Genomic DNA, 501 nt, shown 5'->3' on the forward strand with positions numbered 1-501 from the left:
CTTTCAGCGTGAGCTACAAGAGCAAGCCGGATGAGGTCCGGGAAGTCGCCGGCGCAACGGCGCTCCAGCACGAGCTGGTGCTGGCCGAACCGCCGCCCTTCGTTGCGTTTCTGGGCTACGGCGAATCCAGCATCGACTTCAACCTCTCGGTGAGCGTGGATCAGCCGGACCGTTCCGGCCGGGTGCGGAGCGATCTCTACTACATGCTGTGGGACGCCTTTGCCGCGCACGGCATCGAGATCCCCTTCCCGCAGCGCGACCTCAATCTGGGCGATGGGTGGGAGAAGCTGGCGGGCATCGTGCCTCACAGCAAGGAGGCGTGAGGCGGGTTCCGCCACGCCGGCCACTCTCTGCATCTCCGCAACTTGGCGAGATAGCCTGCCCTGGCGCCGCCTCGCCCGCGCCGGCAAAAAGCACACACATGAAGACGCAAAGCCACGAAGGCGACAGACTCTTCCATCACCTCCTCATCCCCTCACCTCCTCATCCCCCTACTCAAAC

At 64.5% G+C, this 501-nt stretch carries 1 protein-coding gene; it reads left to right on the forward strand.

Annotation, left to right across the window (positions count from 1 at the left end; all coding sequences use genetic code 11):
* The coding region (locus KDM41_19040) for a mechanosensitive ion channel (GenBank protein ID MCB1185520.1) at positions 1–323 on the forward strand (323 nt) is incomplete at its 5' end.
* Positions 324–501: the final 178 nt, after the last annotated feature.

This window comes from bacterium, from assembly GCA_020440705.1.
In the GTDB taxonomy this organism is placed as follows: domain Bacteria; phylum Krumholzibacteriota; class Krumholzibacteriia; order LZORAL124-64-63; family LZORAL124-64-63; genus JAGRNP01.